This is a genomic window from Armatimonadota bacterium (assembly GCA_031459715.1).
Classification (GTDB): Bacteria; Sysuimicrobiota; Sysuimicrobiia; order Sysuimicrobiales; family Humicultoraceae; genus Humicultor; species Humicultor tengchongensis.
Map to the genome: position 1 here is coordinate 58,060 of JAVKIA010000014.1, position 4,508 is coordinate 62,567.

General features: G+C 72.3%; 4 protein-coding genes. 1 reads left to right on the top strand and 3 read right to left on the bottom strand.

The window, feature by feature from the left end; translation table 11 throughout:
* The coding region (locus QN152_07270; protein MDR7539318.1) for a hypothetical protein at positions 1-316 on the bottom strand (316 nt) is incomplete at its 3' end.
* Complete coding sequence (rsmI, locus tag QN152_07275) at positions 313-1,200, bottom strand: 16S rRNA (cytidine(1402)-2'-O)-methyltransferase (protein MDR7539319.1); 888 nt, start codon at positions 1,198-1,200, stop codon at positions 313-315. The genes QN152_07270 and rsmI, both read right to left, overlap by 4 nt.
* A 109-nt stretch (positions 1,201-1,309) precedes the next feature.
* Between rsmI and QN152_07280 the strand changes: the two genes are divergently transcribed.
* Positions 1,310-2,587 (top strand): MFS transporter, encoded by a 1,278-nt coding sequence (locus QN152_07280; GenBank protein MDR7539320.1) that lies wholly within the window; start codon positions 1,310-1,312, stop codon positions 2,585-2,587.
* Between the two features lie 59 nt (positions 2,588-2,646).
* Here the strand turns inward: QN152_07280 and QN152_07285 are convergent.
* On the bottom strand, positions 2,647-4,508 hold a 1,862-nt coding region (locus tag QN152_07285), incomplete at its 5' end, for a DUF1998 domain-containing protein (protein MDR7539321.1).

The following is a 4,508-nucleotide window of genomic DNA, read 5'->3' on the forward strand; positions in this document are numbered from 1 at the left end:
GGGTCACCAGCGGCGGGATAATGTCGGCGAACCGGCGGGTCGAGGCGTCCGAGGCGTTCCGGCCCGGTGCCAGGGTGGCCAGGTAGCCGGCGAGGACCTGGCGCGCCCGGTCGGCGTCTTCCGCCGCGACCAGGATGTCGCCCCAGACCCCCGAGGCGCTGGCAATGACCGCCGCATAGCCAGGGACCTGGCGGGAGCGTACCCAGACGCGCAACCCCGCCGCGCGCAGCGCCTGCTCTACGGCCAGGGCCTCCACCTCGGTGGCCGCCCGGTGGACGCGCACCACATCGGCGGGTGCGGACAGCCAGCGCTTCACGGCCGGGACGGCGTCACGGAGGGGGTCAGCTGCAGGGCGAGCTGGTAGGCTCTGCGGCGGGGGATGCCGTAAGCTTCGGCCAGATTGCGGGCGGCGTCGCGGCGGGACATCCCGGCGCGAAGCAGGCGGCGCAGGTAGTGCGCCGGCTCCTGGCCAGCAGCACTGCCGGCCGGAGGACGGGCGGCGAGGTCGGTCGGGCGGCGGAGGGCCGCCCCTTCCACCACCAGGGTGATCTCCCCTCGCAGCCGTCTCTCAGCGATCCGGCAAGCCAGGTCCGGAAGAGGGCCGCGCAGGACCTCCTCGTGCACCTTGGTCGCCTCCCGCACCAGGGCCGCCCGCCGCGGACCCAGGACCGCCGCCGCATCCGCCAGCGTCTCGTGGACCCGGTGTGGCGCCTCGAAGAAGACCAGGGTGGCGGGGATGCCTGCCACCTCTCGCAGCGCCCGCTGCCGCGCTTTCCGCGTCCGCGGAAGGAAGCCCAGGAAGAGGAAGCGCTCTGCGGGCAGCCCGGCCACGCTGAGGGCTGCGGTGACGGCGCTGGGCCCAGGGACCGGGATCACCGCCACTCCCGCGGCAACCGCCTGCGTCACCAGGTGGAATCCCGGGTCGGAGATTCCGGGCATCCCGGCGTCGCTGACCAGGGCCACATCTTCGCCCGCCAGCAGGCGGCGCACCAGCTGGGGCGCCCGCTCCCGCTCGTTGTGCTCGTGGTAGGAGACCAGCGGCCTGGTGATCCCGTGGCGCTGCAGCAGAGTGCGCGTGTGGCGCGTATCCTCGCAGGCAATCACGTCCACCGCGCCCAGCACCCGCAGGGCGCGAAGGGTGACATCCTCCAGGTTGCCGATGGGTGTGCCCACCACGTAGAGGGTACCCACTAGCGCCATTCTAGGAGCGGGCGTGGGGCCGGTCAAAGAAAGCCGGGCGGTCCGGGGCCGGGGGATTCCTTGTGTATCCCGCAGAATGTCTGGAAGTCACCGCCGGGAGAAGCCGCGCATGACCGACGCTTTGGGAACGGCCACACTGGAGCTGGGCGGACTGCGGGACCGGGCCCGCCGCATCACCCTGACCCTCTTCATCACGCAGAGCCTGGGCTCTGCCGCCACCATCGCCATCTTCCCCATTGTGGCCATCATCGGCGCCCGGCTGAGCGGGCGGGTGGCCTGGGCCGGCGTGCCTGCCACCTGCTACCTGCTGGGCAGCGCGCTCTCCGCCTTCCTCTGGGGGCAGGTGATGGACCGCCGGGGACGACGGCCCGCGCTGCTGGCGGGGACGAGCACGGGTGCCGCCGGAGCGGCGCTGGCCGGTGCCGCCACCATCGGCGGGTCCTTCGCCGTCTTCCTCCTGGGCTCGCTCCTGATCGGCAGCGCCACCGCAGCGGTGCAACTCGCCCGTTTCGTCGCGGCGGAGGTACACCCGCCGCAGGAGCGGGGCAGGGCCATCGCCCGGGTGGTCCTGGGGGGAACGGTGGGCGCAGTGGCCGGACCGCTGCTGGCCGGACCGATGGCCGGCCTGGCCGGTCGCGCCGGCGTGGACGAGCTGGCCGGCCCTTACGGGGCGACGCTGGCGCTCTTCGCCCTGGCCGCGGCGGTGATCTTCGTCTGGCTGCGCCCCGAGCCGCGCGACCTCGCCCGCCACCTGGGGGGCCCGTCGCTGCGCTCCGCCGCCACCGGCGCTCCGGGCCGGCCCATTCTGGAGATTCTGCGGCAGCGGCCGGCCCTGCTGGCCGTGCTGGCCATGGCCTTCGGCCAGCTCACCATGGTCATGCTCATGGTGATCACCCCACTGCACATGCGAAACCACCAGCACCCGCTGACGCACATCTCTTTCGTTGTCTCTGCGCACGTGGTGGGTATGTACCTCTTCTCCGTCGTCTCGGGCCGCCTGGCCGACCGCTGGGGGCGGAGCCCGGTCATCGCCACCGGGGCCGGCGTCCTGACTCTGGCTGCGCTGGCCGCGCCGCGCTCGCCGGAGGTGGTTCCGCTGGCGGCGGCGCTCTTCCTGGTGGGCCTGGGCTGGAACTTCTGCTTCGTGGGCGGGTCGTCGCTGCTGGCAGACCAGCTCTCCCCGGAGGAGCGCGGGCGGGCCCAGGGATTCAACGACCTGCTCATCGGGCTCTCCTCGGCGGGGGGAAGCTTCGGCAGCGGGCTGGTGTTCGCCGCGGTCGGCTACGCCACCATGGGACTGGCGGCCGCCGGGGTTGCGCTCACCCTGCTGGCACTGACGCTGTGGGGGCGGTTCGGCCGCCGGAGGGCGTTTGCGCCGTCACCCTAGCCGCCCCCGTCGATGTGCGCAGCGAATTCGCCCGACCTTGAGATACGCCGCCACAGCAGTCAGGCCCGCGCCGCGCCGGCCACCGGGCGGCGCAGCAGGCCGGCCAGCAGCAGGACGGCGGCGGATTTGTCCAGCGGAGTGTTCAGGTTGCCGCACTTGGGCGACTGGATGCAGGAGGGGCAGCCCTCCTCGCAGGGGCAGGAGGTGATGGCCTCCAGAGTGGCGGCCATCACCTGATCCAGCAGCGCATACCCCTTCTCGGTAATGCCCACCCCGCCGGGGTGCCCGTCGTAGATGAAGATGGTGGGCACGCCGGTCTGGGGATGGCGGGGGTAGGAAACGCCGCCCAGGTCCCAGCGGTCGCACATGGCAAACAGAGGCAGCAGCCCGATGGCCGCATGCTCCACCGCGTGGATGCCCCCCGCCAGGTCCAGTCCGCGCTCGTCCAGGGCGCGCTGCAGCTGGGGCGGGACGGCGAACCACAGGGCCGTGGTGGAGAGGGTCTGGGCGGGGAGGTCCAGCTCCTCGCTGCCCAGCACCGCCTCGGAGAAGAGCTGCTTGCGTACGAACCCGGTGACCTGGCTGGTCACGTCCACGTCGCCGAACCAGGCGGTGGTAGGACCCCAGGCGCGCTGCGCCCGTGGCCGGAGGATGGCCACGTCGGTGAGTACCCGGGGCTGTGTGTAGTGGTCGGCGGCGCTGGGGGTAACGTATGCCGCCCGCTCCCCCAGGTCCAGGCGGCGGACGACGTAGCTCTCGCCCTGGTGCAGGTAGACCGCCCCCGGGTGCACCTGCTCGAAGGCCCGCACGGCATCCACGGTCCCCAGCAGCCGACCCGCAGCCACGTCGATGATGCGGAAGGTGTCACCGGAAGCGGCGCGCACCTCCACTTCGGACGCGGGGTAGCGTCGCCGCGCCGCCCAGTACCAGCGGTCGCGCCGTCGGATCAGGTCGCCGTGCTCCGCCAGGATCTCCGCCACCTCACCCACCCGCGGACCGAAGAACTCCCGGTCCTCCTCACTGAGTGGGACCTCCGCCGCCGCGCAACGCAGGTGGGCGGCCAGGATGTAGGGGTTCTCCGGATCGATCACCGCGTGCTCGGCGGACCGGCTGAAGAGGTAGTCGGGGTGGCGCATCAGGTACTGGTCCAGGGCATCGTCCAGGGCGATCAGCACCGCCAGCGAGGCCTCCCGCCCCCGCCCCGCCCGGCCGATGCGCTGCCAGGTGCTGGCGATCGTCCCCGGGTAGCCAACCAGCACAGCGGCGTCCAGGCCGCCCACGTCGATGCCCAGCTCCAGGGCGCTGGTGGAGACAACCCCCACCAGCTCCCCCCGGAAGAGCCGCTGCTCGATGCGCCGACGTTCCTGCGGCAGGTAGCCGGCGCGGTAGGGGCTGATCCGCCGCGCCACGTATGGCGCCTCCCGCTCCAGGCGCGCCGTCGCATAGCGGTAGATCAGCTCGGTGACCTTTCGCGCCTTGGTGAAGACGATGGTGCGGATGCCCCGGGCCACCAGGGCGCTGAAGAGCCAGGTGGCCTCCGTATAGGAGCTGCGCCGCTGCAGGTGAGCTGCATCCAGGAAGGGAGGGTTCCACAGCACCACCTCCCGCGGCCCCTGCGGTGCACCGCCGTCGGCGATCACCATCACCCGCTCCCCCAGCAGGCGCCTGGCGAACTCCTCGGGATTGGCGATGGTAGCGGAGGCGCAGATGAACTGAGGGCGTGCCCCATACAGCGCGCAGACCCGGCGCAGCCGCCGCAGGATGTTGGCCACGTTGGAGCCGAAGACGCCGCGGTAGATGTGCATGTCGTCGATGACCACGAAGCGCAGGCGGCGGAGGAACTCCGTCCAGCGCCCGTGCTGGGGCAGGATGCCCACGTGCAGCATGTCCGGGTTGGTGAGGAGGATGTGGGCCTGCGCCC

Excerpts from the sequence above, each read along its gene's own strand:
- rsmI (MDR7539319.1), bottom strand. The coding sequence starts at position 1,200 with ATGGCGCTAGTGGGTACCCTCTACGTGGTGGGCACACCCATCGGCAAC.
- QN152_07280 (MDR7539320.1), top strand. The coding sequence starts at position 1,310 with ATGACCGACGCTTTGGGAACGGCCACACTGGAGCTGGGCGGACTGCGG.